18 protein-coding genes are annotated in these 16983 nt (G+C 40.6%); 8 read left to right on the forward strand and 10 right to left on the reverse strand.

What is annotated here, in order from left to right; translation table 11 throughout:
- Nucleotides 1-301: 301 nt before the first annotated feature.
- The 4 genes from M0N77_RS06345 (at nt 302) to rplI (ending at nt 2814) form a co-directional block, all read left to right on the forward strand.
- Entirely contained in the window at nt 302-1342 is a 1041-nt protein-coding gene (locus M0N77_RS06345; protein WP_353104399.1) for an RDD family protein, read from the forward strand.
- Nucleotides 1343-1641: 299 nt separating this feature from the next.
- Entirely contained in the window at nt 1642-2031 is a 390-nt protein-coding gene (gene rpsF / locus M0N77_RS06350; protein WP_353104400.1) for a 30S ribosomal protein S6, read from the forward strand.
- 16 nt (nt 2032-2047) lie between these two features.
- On the forward strand, nt 2048-2278 hold the full coding sequence (gene rpsR, locus M0N77_RS06355; protein ID WP_010198808.1) for a 30S ribosomal protein S18: 231 nt from the start codon (nt 2048-2050) through the stop codon (nt 2276-2278).
- Nucleotides 2279-2298: 20 nt separating this feature from the next.
- Nucleotides 2299-2814, forward strand: a complete 516-nt coding sequence (rplI, locus tag M0N77_RS06360; RefSeq protein WP_353104401.1) for a 50S ribosomal protein L9 — start codon at nt 2299-2301, stop codon at nt 2812-2814.
- 111 nt (nt 2815-2925) lie between these two features.
- On the opposite strand, the gene M0N77_RS06365 is transcribed toward rplI, so the two are convergent.
- Nucleotides 2926-3852 carry an IS30 family transposase gene (locus M0N77_RS06365; RefSeq protein ID WP_353104402.1) on the reverse strand — a complete coding sequence of 309 codons (927 nt, stop codon included), beginning with the start codon at nt 3850-3852 and terminating at the stop codon, nt 2926-2928.
- A gap of 287 nt (nt 3853-4139) precedes the next feature.
- Here M0N77_RS06365 and M0N77_RS06370 point away from each other — a divergent pair, with 287 nt between their 5' ends.
- Nucleotides 4140-4379, forward strand: coding sequence for a hypothetical protein (locus M0N77_RS06370; RefSeq protein WP_353104403.1), 240 nt, complete (start codon nt 4140-4142; stop codon nt 4377-4379).
- A gap of 875 nt (nt 4380-5254) precedes the next feature.
- On the opposite strand, the gene M0N77_RS06375 is transcribed toward M0N77_RS06370, so the two are convergent.
- The 3 genes from M0N77_RS06375 to M0N77_RS06385 form a co-directional block, all read right to left on the reverse strand.
- A complete protein-coding gene (locus tag M0N77_RS06375) occupies nt 5255-8515 on the reverse strand; it encodes a type ISP restriction/modification enzyme (protein WP_353104404.1) in 3261 nt (1086 codons plus the stop codon).
- Between the two features lie 76 nt (nt 8516-8591).
- Nucleotides 8592-8891: a helix-turn-helix domain-containing protein gene (locus M0N77_RS06380; RefSeq protein ID WP_353104405.1), complete on the reverse strand. Its 300-nt coding sequence runs from the start codon at nt 8889-8891 to the stop codon at nt 8592-8594.
- Between the two features lie 375 nt (nt 8892-9266).
- Nucleotides 9267-9647 carry a hypothetical protein gene (locus M0N77_RS06385; RefSeq protein WP_353104406.1) on the reverse strand — a complete coding sequence of 127 codons (381 nt, stop codon included), beginning with the start codon at nt 9645-9647 and terminating at the stop codon, nt 9267-9269.
- Nucleotides 9648-10280: 633 nt separating this feature from the next.
- Between M0N77_RS06385 and M0N77_RS06390 the strand changes: the two genes are divergently transcribed.
- The 3 genes from M0N77_RS06390 to M0N77_RS06400 are packed head-to-tail and all read left to right on the forward strand — an operon-like array spanning nt 10281 to nt 12559.
- Entirely contained in the window at nt 10281-10778 is a 498-nt protein-coding gene (locus M0N77_RS06390) for a hypothetical protein (RefSeq protein ID WP_353104407.1), read from the forward strand.
- 47 nt (nt 10779-10825) lie between these two features.
- Nucleotides 10826-11662, forward strand: a complete 837-nt coding sequence (locus tag M0N77_RS06395) for a hypothetical protein (RefSeq protein ID WP_353104408.1) — start codon at nt 10826-10828, stop codon at nt 11660-11662.
- A gap of 6 nt (nt 11663-11668) precedes the next feature.
- A complete protein-coding gene (locus M0N77_RS06400) occupies nt 11669-12559 on the forward strand; it encodes a hypothetical protein (protein WP_353104409.1) in 891 nt (296 codons plus the stop codon).
- 380 nt (nt 12560-12939) lie between these two features.
- On the opposite strand, the gene M0N77_RS06405 is transcribed toward M0N77_RS06400, so the two are convergent.
- Genes M0N77_RS06405 through M0N77_RS06430 form a run of 6 tightly spaced genes read right to left on the reverse strand, consistent with a single transcriptional unit; the run spans nt 12940 to nt 16821 of the window.
- Nucleotides 12940-15057, reverse strand: a complete 2118-nt coding sequence (locus tag M0N77_RS06405; protein WP_353104410.1) for a DUF3987 domain-containing protein — start codon at nt 15055-15057, stop codon at nt 12940-12942.
- Nucleotides 15054-15236 (reverse strand): hypothetical protein, encoded by a 183-nt coding sequence (locus tag M0N77_RS06410; protein ID WP_353104411.1) that lies wholly within the window; start codon nt 15234-15236, stop codon nt 15054-15056. Before M0N77_RS06410 ends, M0N77_RS06405 begins: the two co-directional genes overlap by 4 nt.
- Nucleotides 15229-15759, reverse strand: a complete 531-nt coding sequence (locus M0N77_RS06415; protein ID WP_353104412.1) for a hypothetical protein — start codon at nt 15757-15759, stop codon at nt 15229-15231. Before M0N77_RS06415 ends, M0N77_RS06410 begins: the two co-directional genes overlap by 8 nt.
- Nucleotides 15746-16282: a KilA-N domain-containing protein gene (locus tag M0N77_RS06420; protein WP_353104413.1), complete on the reverse strand. Its 537-nt coding sequence runs from the start codon at nt 16280-16282 to the stop codon at nt 15746-15748. Before M0N77_RS06420 ends, M0N77_RS06415 begins: the two co-directional genes overlap by 14 nt.
- 2 nt (nt 16283-16284) lie before the next feature.
- Entirely contained in the window at nt 16285-16527 is a 243-nt protein-coding gene (locus tag M0N77_RS06425) for a helix-turn-helix domain-containing protein (RefSeq protein ID WP_353104414.1), read from the reverse strand.
- Between the two features lie 3 nt (nt 16528-16530).
- Nucleotides 16531-16821 carry an AlpA family phage regulatory protein gene (locus tag M0N77_RS06430; protein WP_353104415.1) on the reverse strand — a complete coding sequence of 97 codons (291 nt, stop codon included), beginning with the start codon at nt 16819-16821 and terminating at the stop codon, nt 16531-16533.
- Between the last annotated feature and the right edge of the window lie 162 nt (nt 16822-16983).

Genomic DNA, 16983 nt, shown 5'->3' on the forward strand with positions numbered 1-16983 from the left:
CATTTTTGTGACTGTCTCAAAATAGATCATTGAAGTCATGGCTTTGATTGGTCTTATTATTAGGGTTTGTTTGCTGATTATCATTCGTTTTGATAAAACAGCGAGCAGACCCTAAGTCGTATTTACTATTGGGATCTATTTGCTGACCGTCATTACAAAAAAGCCTTACAATAAGCTATTATTATACCTAAGCTTGTGGCACGGCTACTGTGATATTGACCTTGTTAAAAGCAACTTTGACCCAATAACATGACTTATAAAAGCCAAAACTTATCATCAGCGAATTAAGATATAACTAACTATGCAAATTTTTCTTGCTCGAAATAATGTACAAGCAGGGCCTTATAATTTAGATCAGCTCAATATCATGCTGGCCTCAGGCGAAGTCGTGTTGGATGACTTAGTCTGGCATGAAGGCTTAGCCAATTGGCAGCGTCTCGGCGACTTGACAGCAAATCAGTATAGCTATCGTCCTGTACCGACCGCTGACAACACCATAACGACTTATAACGATAGCGATGACGACTCTATCATTAATAACGTCACTGTTTTTCCAGATGACTCTGATGACAGTACTAATAGCACTATTCATAAAGCTAATCAAAGCAGTTTGAATGGCAAAAAGCTCTCTATCGATAGACTCTATGGTAAGCCTGAGCGCGCTAGTACCGATAGTAGCAAAAAATCCAAAGTTGATATGACCACCAATCGTAATCATACCTCCTCTAATAACGTCTCACTAAATAAGTCTGCTAATACTAAAGTAGCGGGCGCTAATGATGTGGTCATTGGCGATGTGATTTTAGCGCCTATTATGTCGCGAATGCTAGCTACTGCCATCAATGGTCTACTCTATATCTTGGCGATATTTCCGCTAGTATTGGCACTAACCAAGATGGATATCGACTATACTAAGTTTCAAGACATCCAAAATATGGACGCCGCTTACCAGTATTCGATGACACTGATAGAAAGCATTCCTAGTGGCACTTTAATGATGTCACAGGTGATGGTATTTGGCCTGTTTGCTTTGCAACTGGTGTTTATTACTCTGAGGGGGCAGTCATTAGGTAAGCTAATTACCGGTATTCGTGTGGTGGATCAAACGACGCACAAACTACCCTCTTTTTTCAGACTTATTATGACGCGCACTGTATTGTTGATTATTATCTATAACCTATTGTTCTCGTTTACCAGCTTTTTAGGGTTTGTGCTGATTGCTATTCATTATTATATGGCTTCAAAAAGTCCTGAAAATATCGGTTGGCATGATAAACTTGCCAAAACCTTAGTAGTAAAGGCCGATAGCAAGCAGCTTATTAAGCAGCCTAAAGTTAAGTAGCTTCTACCTGTTAGGCTATTAAGATATAAGTCAGCAGTTCTTAATACAGTATTATGCAAAAGCAGCGCTCAGGCGTTGCTTTTTTATGGCGGGTTTTATTAGCTCTTAAACGCTAGCTATATACTTTTGTGCTTATCCACAGTATTAACCTTTGTGTTAAATCTTGAGTGCTGTTATAATACGGCGCTTTATATCCTAAGCTTAACGTCTACTATTTATCATAATAGCTTTGAGCTTACCTTATAAATCTCCTTGCTATTAACATAGGGTTGATAGCTACTAATCCGTAAGGAGTCCAAATGCGACATTACGAAGTGGTGTTAATTGTACACCCAGACCAAAGCGACCAAGTAGTCGGTATGGTTGAACGCTATATCAAGTTGGTTCAAGACAATGGCGGTGTTATCCATCGTTTAGAAGATTGGGGCCGTCGTCAACTGGCTTATCCAATTAACAAGATTCATAAAGCTCATTACGTTCTTTTCAACATCGAAACTGACGGTGAGACTTTAGAAGAGCTTGAAGAATTATTCCGTTATAACGACGCCATCATCCGTAGCTTAGTCATGCGCCGTGATGAAGCGGTCACTGAAGAGTCGCAGCTAGCTAAGAATGCCGATGAAAAACGTGCACGCAAAGCTACTCCACGTCGTTCAGACGACAATGACAACGACAACAGTGAAGACTAATTAAAGGAGAATACTCATGGCACGTTTCTATCGCCGTCGCAAATTCTGCCGTTTCACTGCTGAAGGCATCACTCACATCGATTATAAAGATGTTGAATTGCTAAAACAGTATATCAGTGACAATGGCAAAATCGTACCGAGTCGTATTACCGGTACTTCTACAAAATATCAGCGTCAACTAGCTACTGCTATCAAGCAAGCTCGTTACTTGTCGCTATTACCATACACTGATAACCATCAGGGTTAACCGTTAACTAGGAATGACTCATGCAAATTATTTTGTTACAGCGTATCGTCAACCTTGGTAAACTCGGTGAAACTGTCGATGTAAAACCAGGTTACGGACGTAACTTTCTTATCCCTCATGGCAAAGCTCTTCCTGCTACTAAAGCTAACATCGAAAAGTTCGAAGCGCGCCGCGCAGAGCTTGAAGCTGAAGAAGCCAAAGAGATCGCCACTGCTCAAACACGTGCTGATGCGTTAACTGATGTTAATGTCATTATGCGTGCTAAATCTGGTGATGAAGGCAAATTGTTCGGTTCTATCGGTACTCGTGATATCGCTGAAGCTTTGACTAACTCAGGTCTAGAAGTTGACCGTGCTGAGATTAAACTTCCAGAAGGTACACTACGTCAGATCGGCGAGTACAATGTTGATATCCAGCTTCATCATGACGTTACTGCTACTATCTTGGTCACTATCTTATCTGAAGATGGCAATGACGAAGATGAAGCCGTAGAAGATGATGCTACTGATGAGAACGAAGATTATTCTGAAGAGTAATTGTTAGACTCTCTATTTTGAATGCAAAAAGAGCCAGTGACTTTGAGTCGCTGGTTTTTTTATTTAAAGAATTAATTTTTTAAAACTTAGATTAACACACCAAGTGCAACGCTAATTAATATTACAGAACGCCTGCATAGGCGTCTTAAACCCTAATCGTTTTCTTGGTCTGTTGTTTAGTTTGTTCTCAATGTCCTGTATTTCATTATCAGAGACTTGTCTAAAGTCACAACCCTTAGGCAAGTACTCTCTGATAAGGCCATTGGTATTCTCGTTGGTTCCTCGCTGCCATGACGCATAAGCATCGGCAAAGAAGAAAGGGCTAAAGAGCTTTTGTTTCACCTTCTTATGCTGAGCAAACTCTTTACCATTGTCAGAGGTAATGGTCTTAACCTGCAAACTCACTGGCGCTAAGAGTTCTATCATTGCCTCTGATACTTGCTGTGCTGTTTTATGACCCACACGCTTCATCTTCAGCAGCCCCGTTTTACGTTCAACGAGCGTGACAATCGCTTGCTTGTGATGCTGACCGATAACGGTATCCGCTTCCCAGTCACCAATACGTGAGCGTTCTTCAACAATACAAGGGCGCTCATGAATCGAGACTCTGTCATTGATACGGCCTCGAGTCTCAGCGGTTAGACGCTGCCGGTATGGTTTGGCTTTACGTCTGAGACACTGCCACAATGTGCCACCCTGCCTCTTATCACGCCAAATATAGCGATAAATGCTCATATGACTGATACCAGCATGAACGCCAGATATTTGCTCAGGACTCCAGTTCTCTTTAAGCTTGTCTGTCACCCATGCCCAGATGTCAGCCACAATAGTTGTGGCGTTGTTAGCCCGTCTGTCACAAGCCTTGTTATTAGCATGCTTTGCTCGGTAACCTCGTAGGCTTTTATTGCGTCTAAGCTCTCTTGATATGGTACTGGGACTTCTGTTTAACTCTCGAGCTATGAAATTAATACTATGTTTTGCCCCTATTAGGGCATAAATCTGGTATCGTTCCCCTAGGCTTAGATGCGTATAGCTCATGGTTGCAATCTCACTTTGGTCGGTGGATAAAAACTTTGATGCTAGCGCATCTAGGTCTTTTTTTCACCTGCTCTTTGAAATTGCACTTCATGTGTTAATCTAAGAAACTATTACTATTATCAATTTAGAAAATATATTTAATCCTGTTAAAACAATAACTTATATATAAGGAAGCCTACCGTCTATACCATTTATTCGACCGCTCATAACCTTATTGGTTTTTTATTCAACAGTAGTCTATTACTATATGTAGCTTTAGAATTCATCAATAAGATTAGGATAAAGATATGATTCAAACCGGTGATAAACTAGTCTGCACGAGTGGCAATGCTTTTTACTCAGTAGGTAAAGTCTATACGGTAGGCGAATACGTCAATGATAAGTTTTTTGAGATACCAACAGGTTGTAACGATGAGCACTGGTATGCCACTATAGACAGCTCAGGTATATATATTCGTTTTGAAACTATGGAAAGAAAAATGGCAAACGCTTATTTTGATAAATTAAACAATCAAATCTACGCTTAATACCACTCCTTCTCTAAATATTGCGTTCGCAGTTTTGACTTAGATCATTAACCTACACCGTATTTACTCAAGCTTCGGCTATTTGTTCTATGTCAATACCTATTGAACATACTCAAGACAAATTTTTTGCAATTTCTGCTAAAACTTAGATATAAAAAAATTCGACCACATTACGTGATCGGATTTTTAATATTTGGTGGAGATGGCGGAAACTAAACTACACTTATAAGTAATTGATAATAGAAGTTATTAATCTTTTTAAAATAGACGATACCAACCATAATACCAACAATAGATTTTAGTTTTAACTGTTGTTGAATACTGACTATTTTACTTAGATGTTATTTGTAACTTATTGCGCTGATGTGCTGTTATTTGACGTCACGCTTAATTTCGCTCGATATATTTAACTTCGCTCACCATGTCGTTAAAAGTTAAGCGTTTATCGCGCATTTTTTGTGCGTGCTGCCTGTATAGCCCCGTAACGTCCATATTACAGTATATTTTTTCGCTCAATAAGCATCAAAGAATGCGCGAGAACGAGCGAAATATGAGCGCCCGTACAACTCTAACCTGCACAATACACGCAATATGTGCGCTTCTAACTGTGATTCGATTGCGTTTCTCGTGCATCGGCCGCATCTGGTGGGTGTAAAGTGTCAGTATTACTGTTTATTTGCGCGATAAAAACGTCATTTACAGTCGCGCACAATCGCTTATTTATCGTGCATCTACTCGCATGGATCAACTATTTGCGCTTAAAGGTAAGTGTTTAGTAGTGTCAGTGCTAATGCTTGCCAGCCACAAAAAAAGGCAGACGCTTAACGCCTACCTCTGATTACTTTATCTTAACGTAATTTTATTATTATACCGATTTAACCCACTACGTTGATATTATCAATCTGTTGCATCAGCTCATTTGTTAAGCTAAGTGACGCGATGATATTCAGGTAATGCTTAATATCATGATGGTCTAGCATGCGATCACGGCGGTCTTTTAGCCACTTTTGCGCGGGCTGATAGCCACCGATATAGAACTCCCATGCCACTAAAGGCACATTGGTAAAATACTGAGTATCGTTAAGCCAAACTTTGCCAATGCTGCTATCTGCTTCGTCAGGCTCAAAGCCAACGCTGGTTTTGGTCATCTTGCGAGTAACCGAATTATCACCGCCTATTGGATAGCCAAGGCTGAGCGCCTTAATCTGTGCGGCAAGCTTCGGGGATTCTAACAAATGAATTTGGCGTAGCTCGCCACCGAGCGCCACCAACTGCCAAAACGTATCGGCATCGCTAGGATAAGGCACGCGAGGGAAGTCAATTTTTAGGAATTCTTTATAAGTCTCACGATATGTTGGGCTGTGTAATACTGCATAGATATAATCGAGAGTATCTATCGGGGCAAACGTGCCAGCCTCATCAGATTTTTCATTAGTAAAGGTTAAGCCAATGGCTTTGGCAATGGCTGCCACGATTTCAGGATCAAAGTTTGGGGTTCGGGTTGGGGTTTCTTGTGCACCTAATAACTCGGTTTGGTTGTCTTCTTCATGATATAGGTAAAGTGGAAATAGAGCTGATTGAGTGGTTCTCTCGCCACACTTCGTTTCTATAGGTTTATCAGTAATAAAAAAATGATCGCATGATTCAGACTTATTACTTCGCGCAGTTATAAAACCTGTATTGGATTGATGCAACATATGCTTCATTACTTCATTTCTAGGATAACAATGAAAACCCTTTGATTTTCCAGTGTAAAAAGTCCATTTATCTTCAAATGGTCTATAAGATATTTTTATTATCTTACCTTTTCCATTCTTATAGTTATTTTCGATATCTTTCCTAGCATAGCTGACCTTCCAGTCTCTTACATCTTTTCCTAGATGAAATTTCTTTCTAGCCTCTTCATCTTCGAGATTTATGAAACTTTCTATGGTCTCAATAACTTCATTTTCAGTTTCATGAAGGGTGAAGCTATCTCTAGCTGTCACTATTCCCACACTGTTTACAACAAATAATTTTTCTACATTAAAACCATTCAAATATATATTCTCAACTTTAGAATCTCTTTTTACCATAAAGTAGTTTGGGGCATGATTTGGTATTTCTGAGAAATCGATATCTTCTAAGCTAGTTTCTGTTAAGAAATCATATTTATCCTCTCTGATTCCATACAAGTCAAAATGATAAACCTTACCAAGCTCACCAGATTTTTTCTTGCCAGTTTTAACCAATATATTTATAGAAACGCCTTGCTGTATATCAAAAACGTTTTCATCTTTACTGCCATCAGGAGAAGTTTCTTGTTTATTGGAATTGCCATGCAAGTCAATAGTAAAAATTTTATCGTAAGTATTTAACAGTTGCCAGCGCATACCGCGAAAGGTTGGGTTGTCCAAAAAGCCATGCGGATTGATAAAGGCTAAGACACCCTCGCCATTCTTTTCTATAAAATGTTGCCCATAACGCATGAACTTCACATAATCATCATTTATCCATTTTGAATTGCGCTCATTTAATTTTTCAATACCACCTGGCTCTTTTTTATAATCTTTCATAAGGGACATGATCCAGTCACCCTTATTAGTACTCTCTCCGCTATACGGTGGATTGCCCATGACAACCATCACTGGCGCATCACGTTTGACCGCATTAGCTTCGTTCGCCTCAGCAGACAGCCAGCCAGCAAATAGCGTCCCTGTATCGGGATTATGTTCTTCTAGTGAGTTGGTGAGATAGACTTGCATACGCTTAGGTTTAATCGGCTGATAGCCTGTATCGGTCAATAGCATATCGAGCTTGAGGTGTGCCATTGCATAGCTTGCCATCAGTAGTTCAAAGCCGTGTAAGCGCGGTAATAGATCTTGCTCGACATAACTGCTCCACATGCCGCCCATATTCTCAAACTGATCATGAAAAATATGCTGAATAATGGCGGCAAGGAATGTACCCGTGCCAGTTGCAGGATCAAGGATTTGTACCTTATGCACCAACTCTTTAACCATCTTATAGCCTGTTTTAGTACGACTATCAGGGGTTTGTGTCTGTTTTTCTATCTCAATCTTACTGGTATCAGCGATACCCTCGGGTAAATCAAATTCAGACTTCAATATATCGTCCACAGCACGCACGATAAACTTTACCACTGGCTCAGGCGTGTACCAAACACCGCGCTGCTTACGAAGCTTGGGATTGTATTCCGCCAAAAATGTTTCGTAAAAGTGAATAATCGGGTCTTGGGTTTGGGTAGTTTTACCGAAGTTTTTTAGGATAGCTGCGACATCAGTGGCGCGGAATACATCCGCTAAGTTATCGACAGTGGTTTTGATACGGTCATCAATATCGACACCAGCAACATGAGAGAATAGTTTTCGTAAAAATGGATTGGTTTTGGGAATGCGTTCCGCCGCTTCTTGACGGCTAAAAGTATCTAAGGTGTCATCATGCAGACGGGCGGCAAACATGCCATAAGCTAGCGTTTGCGCATAAATATCGGCAAAGTCACTAGGGGTTAAGTCATGGATAAGCACAGACTTAAAGGTATTGAACTGATCACGTAAGTCAGTATTGGCATTATTATCTTCATCACTGGTCAGTGCTTGATATAGAATATTCTCTAACAGCCTTGCCTTGCCAGCCATTAAGATAGCCAAACGCTGGGCTGACCTGATGGTCTGTCCAACATAGACACAGAAGTCACGCAGTAGCTCAGCCAAGCGCTCAAACTCACTGTCATGCGACTGCACTACGCCTGCGACTAACTCACCGACACAGACTTCATGAATGCGCTCGCTATTGACATAAAACTGAAAGCGTAGATAGTCCGTGATGACGAGGTTATCAAGTGCGGCCTTATAGCGATCAAACTGCTCTTTGTACTGTTTAGAGTTTAAGTCTTTGCCAACGTCTTTGGCTTCGATAAAACCAATAGGAATCTCTTTTTTACTAATCAAAAAGTCAGGGTTACCGCAGTCCGTTACTTGGCTTGGCTCATTGGTTACCATCACATCAGGCGCTAAATGATTTATCAAATCCTCTAAATCTTTACGGAAAGTATGTTCTGAGCTATGACCTAATTTAACCCTTGATGCTACTTTATTGACGTAATCGCTAACGTGTTGGTGATTGCTATCTGACATAGATATTCCTAGGTTGGATTATAAGATTTGAAACAAGATATAAAAGTCGTGGGGGTTCGCCTATAGGGTGAGAGTGCTATATCAATATCACGTCACTGTTTGGCATCTTAGCGATGATACTCACCTCACCACCCAACGCTCTAACATAGTTTTGCAAGGTCGATAGCTGAATATCCTTACCACTTTCTACCTTTGATATGCTGGCTTGTGACACACCCATTATGGCGGCAAGTTCGGTCTGTTTTAACTGTTTAATTTTGCGCAATTTGGCAAGCTCAATAGACTGGCTTAATATCTTGGATTTATTATTGATCGCTTGTTGTCTATCGGCTGGCAAGTCTGCTACATAATCATTTAGTGCGCTAAAATGCGTCATAGATTAGACCCCTGTTTTTATATGTCACCATGATACAACAATACAGTTATATTTTGTCGAGTTTTGGGCTATTGGTTTCAGTCCATTATAATAATGATAGGAGTATCAGATATAAAAAAAGGCAGACGATGAACGCCTACCTTTGATTCTTTTTGCTGTACCTTAGTTTTTGCGTGGGACAGACGGGCATCTTAAAGTGATCTAAATAACTGAAAAATAAGTGTACTTAAATGATAAAGACTATGTACGAAATAGTAGGTCTAGGGGTGACGAAACATTGTTTTGTTTACTTAATGGATTTAGCTATCTTGAAGTCTATCAAAATATATTTACAGTGCAATACATCTAAATCATTAAACAAGTTTGCTTTTTCTATTAACTAATCTCTGATCTAAATTCATCTAATTGCTGTTGTACCTGTTTACACCTATCTAACCCCATTCTAATAGCTTCGGACAAATCAGCATTAGGCTTGATAGCATTCTCCACGTTTGGCTTCATACCACTAGATTTTAGACTATCTTGAGCTACTTTGTTTAGTGGCCAACCTATGCTTGACTCATCATTAGCCGTATCATCGGGGTAAAAATCTACTTCGTTGAAACTGCAAGCAATATGTCCAGATTTAATAGTAAATGGGTATTGCTTAACATTGCCATAAGATGACCAAAAAATATCAACGACTGCTATATCATCATCAGTATCAGTGTCGTAATCCGCAATAGGTTGGCAAGCTGTCAATGATAGTAAGATCATGAAGATTAACTTATTCATCTATCCACCTATATTTATCCATTCTATGAACCATACCTTAGTATGATTAATAAAAGTCACGCTTTAACTTTTTAACATGGCATTAACCTACTCATAGTGGCTGTAAGTCACGCGCCTACGTTACTTGTCGCGAAAGTTTTTTAACTTCTGTTTGAAACGGTTTTTTTCTTGTGCGTGTGAATGGTGGCGGTGTTCATTGGTTTGCCTGTTCAATCTCGATTTATAGCTCCCCCTCTAACGTGTCCGAAAACTAGCACCCTCTGTCAGGAGTGCGAGCATCAACCATATTTATTATGGTCAAATTCCAATGATAGTTCTTTGACTAGATCTGAAATTAGAACAAAATCTAAAGCTTATTATTATTTGTTGTGCATATAATGCTGCAATCTACAGTGTGTCGTAGCTTATAGTTGCTTGCCGATATTGCTCAAAGCTTACTAATCGGTTAAAGTCGATTAATATTTAGCTGTTTGCTAACAACGATTAGCATGTGGTTTATCAAACTATGAGTAATACAAGTAAGAAAGGTGCTGACTCGGATGATGCTAGAGAGATAGGGCTGAAGGTATGTGTAACCTGAGGCCTTTGGATTGAGACTAATATAAGGACGTGATTATGCTGTTAGATAGAGAAATGCAGTTGGCTATTTTGACTGAATTAAGTGAAACCTACCCCTCATCAGTGAACATTAGTGAAAAATATGATTACGGAAGTGATGATTACTATAAGTTAATCGCCAACTTGGCTTACCTCAAAGATCATAAACTCATTTCTGAAAAGAGCCTGCTTGTATCGCCGTCTATGCAAGGTGAATCTTTCCAACCTCATTTGGCTTCTATCACTCATATAGGCATGGACTTTCTTGCAGATGATGGCGGGCTATCAGCCATCTTAGGTGTAGTGACTATTAAGTTTGAAGCCGAACAGTTTAGGACAATCCTAGAGTCTATGATTCTGTCCTCTAATCTACCAACTGAACGTAAACAGACAATGATTGACGCGCTTCGAGAGCTGCCCGCTGAGAGTATAAAACACCTGACAACAAGAATTGTGGATGCGGGCTGGGATAATCTAGACTCTCTAATGACAATAATTCAAAACAGTCTTCTTTAAGAGCATAAGAAAAAGTTGAGATGATCAACTAATCATAGGATGTTGTTATGAAAAAAATACTAAATCTTGTTATGCCATTTGATATAGAGCGCATTATTCAAGCTAAAAAAAATGACCCTATTAGCAACGTATTAATGGGTAGCTTGCTTCTAAACAATCAACCTCATTCTGTATATTTTAAATTTTACTCATTACAAGAAGGCAATCGTGGTTTGCTGAATGAGATTCTTGGTTATTTATATGGCACAATTTCAAATATACCTCAGCCAGAATTTGCAGGAGTTGCCTTAGTACCAACTAAAATGCTTCGTCCTTTTTATCCGTTACTTACCAAAGAAATGCAGGGGTGTGTTGATCAGGAAGAAACATTACCTGCTTTTTTTACCACGGCAGCTACTAGCACACACTACGAGTTTCATACCTTAAATGACTGGCTGCGCAATCAGATAATTAAATGGAAAGACTTTAATAAGGCTGTTGTGTTTGATGAGGTAATAGCGAATACTGACCGTTATCCACGCAACCTTATTCATACGGGAAATAATCTTTTTTGCATGATCGACAATGGATTTCTAGCAACTGAGGATAGCAGTAATCCAAACTGGAATTACAGCTCTCTCCAGCCTCAACTCAATTACTCAAACCAACTTGCTTCAATTAATCAAAATGAGATAGAGTCTGATGTCAGGAAAGGTAATCGCTTCATCTCCGTTGCTGAAGATTATTTCTTGTCACATCAACACTTATTACCTGAGATGAAGTTCTGGATAGATAACTTTGCCACAAATAATAAAAAAGATTGGCAATCTTTCTTGGATTTTTTACAATGGCGAACGGATAATGTGAACGAATTAATAAGCAATCGTTATGGTTTACTGGGGTAGTTAGTGATGAGCTGGAAGAGTTTACTAGAAAATACCGAACAGCATAGAGTATCTGGCCATTACCAAGTAATTAAATTTACTCCAAACTTAATTGCTCAGGAAACCTTTAATATTGGCATCGTATTTCATGATAATGAAGACAATCGTCATGTTCGTATGTTAAAAAATGCTAAGGCCTTTGAGTGCTTATACGGTAAAGAGGGTGCGACCCAAGTTCAAAATATGCTTAACTATGCAAAAGATATCGCTGTGAAATTGGGCGATACTGTTATTGCTTCACCTCATTTGAGTTATTCCGCACCCTTATTTACTCAAGGCTTAACTATTGACCAAATACTATCTAGCTTGTATGGACAGTATATTAATTTGATTTGCGATCATATGGAGACTCAATCAACCCAACGTCAATCAATAAATACCGACTCTTTACGTAAAAAATTATTCAAAGATTTACGCAAAGCCAACCCAGAAGGCTTCAAGGATATCTTGCGTGAAGAGCCTTTTATTATTGGCGGTGATAGCAAAGTTGAGATAAATATGCCTATTTGGAAACATGGGGATATTTTCAAAAACAACTTTTTTGGTACGTTGGTATCAGCAGACTTCATTCCAGAAGCTTATTTAGGATATAACCTAGATACGCTTGGCGCCATGAACCTACAAACAGCATGTGAGATATCGGGAGGAAAAAGCAGAGCCGGATTCTTTATCTATTGCCCCACACCTGATAATAGTGACATTAGCGAAGAGAATTACACAAACATAATCAAGCACATAAATAAAACATCAAATAATGTTAAATATATGGCAGACCGTACTAACATACCTTTAAAGTTTGTTCAGTCTGATGACCTAAAGAAACTATATGAAGATATATTAAATTTTACTTACGCATAAACAAAAATTTGTTTCTAGTAATAAGGCTTTTAATTACTTGCGAATAACTACTCAAGCTTCTCTCTAACCGCCCTAGTGGCAATTTTTACTATTTACTCATCGCCTACCTTGCGTTAAGCGCGCTTTATTAATCAATTAAAAAGTCGCTATAGTTGCTAAAGTTGGTCATAAGCCTTTGTTGTCAAGTCTTGTAGGTTAGCTCACTACCTGCTAAGGGTCGCTAAAGTTGCTATAGTTCTGCTAAATTTCGTCTGTTTTGGCTAAGTTTAGCGATAGATTAGCAAATTTAGCTATGCTTAGCAGCGCACTACCTAAAGTTAAGCCCTCGACTGGCAAGGGCTAGATAAAGTTTAGCAACTATAGCAGCTTTTTAAGGGTAGCTAATTAATCAGCTTAGGGTTGATACATACTAAACGCCTGCGCCCCTCACTCTCTAACCTGATATGCCCCATACTCTCTAAGTCGTCGAGCAAGCCATTAAGTTTCTTACCTCTTAGGGTATTGGGTGCGTTCTGTGACACAAACGACTTATTCAAGATAGGCGGATTTTTAGCCCTTGCTTTATCCACTAGCCAGCTGCTTAACTTCTCACTGTCGTTCTGCTCACCTGTTGGAGTTGCATCAAGGTAGCGCAAGCGTTCGGCTGTTGAGTATTCCACAAGCATAAACGCCCGTTTAATATCATCAGTAGTGATTGTATGACGTCTATCGAAGAACGCCATCAATGACGCTATACGGCTGGCATTCTCCGCCATGCGTGAGGCATACGCTTTTAGATACTCTAAAGGCTGCCCGTGTGCCTGTCTGTCTTCTATTGCCTGTTTAAAGTCACTGAAAACTTGCCTAGTCTGTTTGTCTGCCCATTGCATTTTAATGCGCTGTGGTGCGCCTGTGCTGTCATTGGGTAGATTGGCTGGCAATGGATCAAGTAAGCTCTGACAACGTGCCCAGTAGTTTATTAAGTAGTCATTATCATACGGGCTGTCATTATTGCGCTGCTCATCGTTCCATACTCTTTGGCCGCGCAAGTCCTCAGGGCAGGCAATCAAAGCACGGGCTAAAAACCCTTGTCCATTCATAACGGGATCGGCTAGTGCTGGCTCTAAGATAACTCGCTGCCCTTGTAGTAATAGCGTCATACGCACGTTATAAGCGTCTGTGTGCGGTGTTGCATAGGCAGACTTTTGCGAGCGTAAACGGGACACTTCACCATCACTGTATAGCGTTGTTAATGATGATAAGGCATTGCCTGCAGTATCGCCTTTCATGGTATGACCGTTAAAGAATTGGGCGGCTTCGTCTGTCGTCCATGACGCATTACTGATACTGCCATCAATAAACTTATCGAGTATCGGCTCAATGGTCGCTTCTTTGAACATGGTCTTAGGATTTTGGGGCTTTGGGTTGGACTCTAAGAAGTCGGCTAGCTCTTTACCTTTAAGACTTACCCTGTCATTCTCCCATGATGACAAGGCAATAAGATAATCAGCATATAGCTGCTTCTCATACTCACGTATTTTGAAGTGAGTTAAGCCCATAGCTTGTGACTTACCGCTACCGCTTTCGCCCTCTGTGATTAATATTAGGCTGGTTGGCATGTGTCCGTGTCCCATCGGTGCATCAATGAACCGTTGCCCCATGTGTGCCAGTGCCCCTAAAACGCATTGACCTGCAATAGCTGTAGGTGCTTGCGTGTAATGTGCTACTGCCTTAACAACGTGCTGTAGCAAGCCTGTGAACGCATCTATGGGGTATGGCGTGGGCTTGTTTGGGCTATTGGCTAATGGTTCAGGTTCGCCCCATATCTCAGCTTGTAAATCGAGTATGGCTGTATCATCAAGGGTTAATATGTCGCTATAGCTTAGATTGCCATACTCTAAATGTTCTAAGACGTTTCTATCACTGGTAACAATGGCTTTTACGTTCTCACCTTTGAACGGCTTACAAACTTTGTCTTTCTGATCTAGGGTAGTAAAGATAGTCACGGGATAAACTTCGGCAAAATGCTTTACCATGCCATTGAATAGCAGACTATCAACGCTTGCCAGTACCGTAACATTGTCATTTATTAAGCATTGAGCAAGCATTACAGCGTCATCTAAGTTATCAACGGCTATCAGCTCACAGGTGCTATCTAACGTCCCAATGATTAAGGCAGACGGCTGCATACGGTCAATGATTAACGGCTTTTGACTGCCATTAGGTGTGACGCTGGCAAGGGTTACGGGCTGATCTTGGTTACTGCTCAATACTAGCCCTATCGTGCCAGCTGTAGGCGATATCGTTCCTGTATCAAAGCCTGTAGTTATGGTAATATTGTCATCAATGCTCAATAACTTATCTTGTATGCCTAACTGCTCACATAGGTTATATAAATTTAATAGTGTATTGTCATCTGCCAGACCTTGCCGTGTGGCTGCATTAAACCTACTTATCATTTCAAAGCCTGTGCTGAATGCACGGGCTTTTTCATGGGTATTTTTTGGTGTGGTGGTCATTCAGCCCCCCTTACCTGCGATTGGTTAGGCTGGCGCATGGCTCTATACTTGTTAAATTTGCGCTGTTTACTTTGAACCATAGACAAGCCGTCATCATGTACACCGTTAATGGCTTGATTGGCTAATGTTCTATTGGTAGTGGCTTGAGTGTTTGAGGTCGTGCTGATTGAGTTAGCCATGATAGCTACCTCCTAGTGATTTATGAGTTAATGTCACACTATACGGTAAAGATATAGGGTGACGGGTCTTACTCTCGGCATCACTAGAAGCCGCCCCGCATATTCGCCTTGCGGCTATTGTATTTTGCAGCGTCAACCCGTCATAGTCGGTTAGCAAATGATTTGCTATAGATATGGGGGAGTGCCCCCTTGTGGCGCGTAAATGCGCTTTTAGGGCGGTACTTGATGGCACAGTAACAGCTTGAGAGGCTGCACTACTATCAGGCACAAAAAAAGCCAATAAATAACGGCTGGCTTGTCCGCTAGTGATTTTTGAGAGGTCTATATAGTAACCGCTGCTATTATCACTTGCAATCGGTTTTGCATGGACTGGCTGGCATGTGACCAATGATAGTAGTAAGCCAATACCTACCACCCATGCTATAAAAACAGTAAGGCTAAGTAGTAAGCTGCGTTTGTAGAGCTGGCTGTCGCTGTGCTTCCCGTGGTCGGCTTTTAGATTGGTTTTTTTATCTATGCTCATTTCTTACTTCCTCCACGTTAAAAAGGCTGGGATGTATCTGCTTTAGAGTGCTATTAATATCTTGCTGTATTTGTGGCTTGATCTGCTTACCACCAACGCAAAGGAAGCGACCTGCGCTAGTGAGTGCAGTATCAACCACCTGTAAATCATGGCATAAGTTATTGAGTCGCTGGCTAAGCTGGTTTTGCTGATCGGCGATTGAGTGAAAGGCACGTATAACCAGTAGGTGAAAGCGTGGGCTAACCCACATTGCGTAGCTATAAACAAGCTCATAGCATACAAATGTACCTTGTGGTGCTCCGTCTAACTGTATGCCCTCTACAACCCTTATTGGCTCTAAGCTCCTCATTTCTGAGGATCTAAAATTTTCAGTCTTTATTTCAGTTATTAATTCTTGAGTTTGTTTTCTACGAATAAAGTTACTTGGTTGATGTCGTTTAAGTCCGCCACTGGCTCTGTGTAGGTCATTGAGTGAGTAAAGCCCGTCTTGCATATCTATGTTGCTGTTTGAGATAGTAAGCATGATTACACCCCCTCTACGGTTTGCGGTGTCTGCTGATCTATCCAATACTGTTTAAACGTCTTACCGTTGCGTTTGATGGTCTTATCTTGGATAACCACGCCTTGCGCTCTTAGCTCGCTGATCCGCTGTAAAAAGCACGTTATTTGCCATAGATCAAAGGCTTCATAAGTAGATATGCTGTGACCTGCCAGCATGTGATTATGAATAATCTGCTTATAGCTCTTTTTTGGTTGCCGTGTGCTCATGATCTACACCTCGCTAGTGGTTGAGGTGTGAGAGTTCAGCCATTCGTGAACGTCCGCATAGCTCCATGCGGTCATCGTTGGTGATAGCTTTTTGCCAGCTGGGAAACGTCCATCTTTCGACCATTCAAACAAGGTAGTTTTGCTAAAGGGTAGGAACGGCAAAATGTCCTTTGCTCTGCCCATGCCTGTAGTAGGCAGTTGCATAGATAGACTGTTTACAGTGGTTGATTCGGTATCGTGAGAGGTGTTATCAGTAGAGGGAATTACTGGGGTGTTTTGAGTGGGGTGTGTCATCTTAACTGCTCCATATCGTATGATTTGCACCGCTGCGATGTGCTGCGATATGGATAGAATAGAGAGTGGGTACGGCTATCAGGCAAGGACTTTTGATATGATGTAATAGCAATATCATTGATATTAGGGCATTAAAAAACCCTTGATACACAAGGGCTCAAT

The organism is Psychrobacter sp. AH5 (genome assembly GCF_040371085.1).
Taxonomy (GTDB): domain Bacteria; phylum Pseudomonadota; class Gammaproteobacteria; order Pseudomonadales; family Moraxellaceae; genus Psychrobacter.

Bases quoted from the DNA above. Each gene is read 5' to 3' on its own strand.
- M0N77_RS06345 (WP_353104399.1), top strand. From the start codon at position 302: ATGCAAATTTTTCTTGCTCGAAATAATGTACAAGCAGGGCCTTATAAT.
- rpsF (WP_353104400.1), top strand. From the start codon at position 1,642: ATGCGACATTACGAAGTGGTGTTAATTGTACACCCAGACCAAAGCGAC.
- rpsR (WP_010198808.1), top strand. From the start codon at position 2,048: ATGGCACGTTTCTATCGCCGTCGCAAATTCTGCCGTTTCACTGCTGAA.
- rplI (WP_353104401.1), top strand. From the start codon at position 2,299: ATGCAAATTATTTTGTTACAGCGTATCGTCAACCTTGGTAAACTCGGT.
- M0N77_RS06365 (WP_353104402.1), bottom strand. From the start codon at position 3,852: ATGAGCTATACGCATCTAAGCCTAGGGGAACGATACCAGATTTATGCC.
- M0N77_RS06370 (WP_353104403.1), top strand. From the start codon at position 4,140: ATGATTCAAACCGGTGATAAACTAGTCTGCACGAGTGGCAATGCTTTT.
- M0N77_RS06375 (WP_353104404.1), bottom strand. From the start codon at position 8,515: ATGTCAGATAGCAATCACCAACACGTTAGCGATTACGTCAATAAAGTA.
- M0N77_RS06380 (WP_353104405.1), bottom strand. From the start codon at position 8,891: ATGACGCATTTTAGCGCACTAAATGATTATGTAGCAGACTTGCCAGCC.
- M0N77_RS06385 (WP_353104406.1), bottom strand. From the start codon at position 9,647: ATGATCTTACTATCATTGACAGCTTGCCAACCTATTGCGGATTACGAC.
- M0N77_RS06390 (WP_353104407.1), top strand. From the start codon at position 10,281: ATGCTGTTAGATAGAGAAATGCAGTTGGCTATTTTGACTGAATTAAGT.
- M0N77_RS06395 (WP_353104408.1), top strand. From the start codon at position 10,826: ATGAAAAAAATACTAAATCTTGTTATGCCATTTGATATAGAGCGCATT.
- M0N77_RS06400 (WP_353104409.1), top strand. From the start codon at position 11,669: ATGAGCTGGAAGAGTTTACTAGAAAATACCGAACAGCATAGAGTATCT.
- M0N77_RS06405 (WP_353104410.1), bottom strand. From the start codon at position 15,057: ATGACCACCACACCAAAAAATACCCATGAAAAAGCCCGTGCATTCAGC.
- M0N77_RS06410 (WP_353104411.1), bottom strand. From the start codon at position 15,236: ATGGCTAACTCAATCAGCACGACCTCAAACACTCAAGCCACTACCAAT.
- M0N77_RS06415 (WP_353104412.1), bottom strand. From the start codon at position 15,759: ATGAGCATAGATAAAAAAACCAATCTAAAAGCCGACCACGGGAAGCAC.
- M0N77_RS06420 (WP_353104413.1), bottom strand. From the start codon at position 16,282: ATGCTTACTATCTCAAACAGCAACATAGATATGCAAGACGGGCTTTAC.
- M0N77_RS06425 (WP_353104414.1), bottom strand. From the start codon at position 16,527: ATGAGCACACGGCAACCAAAAAAGAGCTATAAGCAGATTATTCATAAT.
- M0N77_RS06430 (WP_353104415.1), bottom strand. From the start codon at position 16,821: ATGACACACCCCACTCAAAACACCCCAGTAATTCCCTCTACTGATAAC.